Source organism: Jiangella ureilytica (assembly GCF_004348545.1).
Taxonomy (GTDB): domain Bacteria; phylum Actinomycetota; class Actinomycetes; order Jiangellales; family Jiangellaceae; genus Jiangella; species Jiangella ureilytica.
Genome location: NZ_SMKL01000154.1, coordinates 1 through 1416, shown reverse-complemented (window position 1 = coordinate 1416; position 1416 = coordinate 1). Strand labels below are relative to the sequence as shown.

Genomic DNA, 1416 nt, shown 5'->3' with positions numbered 1-1416 from the left:
TGTGTGTTCCGCGGACTTGTGTGACAGGGCGTTCGGAGACATCCGCGACAGTTCCTGATCATGGTCCGATGCTGGGGGGATGGGACCGGTGGGGATGTGGGACGTCGTGGACGTTCGAGCGAATCTGGTGGATCTGGTGATCCGGCGGGAGCTGACCTGTGCCGAGGCGGCGGCCTGTCTGGGGGTGTGCCGGCAGACCATGCAGCGGTATGTGTCGCGGTATCGCGTCGATGGGGTGGCCGGGCTGGTGCCGCGCTCGCGGCGCCCGTTGTCCTCGCCGTCGATGCTGCCGCAGGGGGTCGAGGACGAGATCATTCGGGTGCGTAAGGAGCATCCGCGGTGGGGTGCGCGGAAGATCCGGTGGGCGTTGCGGGCCGAACCGGACCGGCTGGGCGGGGGCCGGTTGCCGGCGGCCTCCACGATCCACCAGGTGCTCATCCGTCATGGTGAGGCGCTGGGAGCCGGGGTCGCGGCGCAGACGCCCGGGCAGGTGTGGCGGCGGTTCCGGGCTCGGGCGCCGAACCTGTTGTGGCAGATCGACGCCTGGGCCTACGCCCTGGAAGGCGGGACGTTGGCGTGGGTGATCGACATCCTCGACGACCACTCCCGGTACGTGCTCGCGTCCCGGGCCGGGCCCACGGTGAGCACCGAGCTGGCCTGGCAGCTGCTGGCCGACACCGTCGCCGCGGTCGGCCTGCCCGCGCGGATCCTGACCGACAACGACATGGCCTTCACCGGCCGCACGAAGGGCGGCACGGTCAAGTTCGAACGCCAGGCCCGGGCGGCCGGGATCGGGCTGAGCCATGGCCGGGCCTGGCACCCGCAGACCCAGGGCAAGGTCGAACGCAGCCACGCCACCGTGCGGGACTGGCTGCAAGACGAACCCCCCGCCACCGATCTGGCGGCCCTGCAGGTCCTGCTGGACCGGCACCGCGACGAGTACAACCACGCCCGCCCGCACGACGAACTCGACGGTGACGTGCCCGCCCGGATCTACCGCCGCGGTGTGCCGGTGCTGCTGCCCCGCGTCGAACTCGACCCCGCCGAGACGTTCCCCGCCCGGGCCGTGCTGCGCCACACCGACCACGGCGGCGGGTTCAGCTACCGCAACCAGCACTACGAGCTGAGCAGCCGATTCGCCGGCGTCCAGATCGGGCTGATCCACCACGGCGCCCGCCTGCACATCTACTACGGCGCCGCCGAGATCACCACCTTCCTCGTCCCCGGCGGCTCCCCGTCACCACCCACCGCGCCGCGGCGAGCAGGCGTCAAGGTGCAGCGCCCGCAGCACAGCGAGGACGAACGACCTTGACACCGCCGAACCACGGCACACACTGCAAAGACGGGAAGCCAACCAACCCGAACTGTCGCCCATGTCCCCGAACGCTTTGTCACCGATGTCTCCGGAACACACAC

At 70.6% G+C, this 1416-nt stretch carries 1 protein-coding gene; it reads left to right on the top strand.

What is annotated here, in order from left to right; translation table 11 throughout:
• The first annotated feature begins 79 nt into the window (after window positions 1-79).
• Entirely contained in the window at window positions 80-1312 is a 1233-nt protein-coding gene (locus E1212_RS29090; RefSeq protein WP_131989027.1) for an integrase core domain-containing protein, read from the top strand.
• The last annotated feature ends 104 nt before the right edge of the window (window positions 1313-1416 follow it).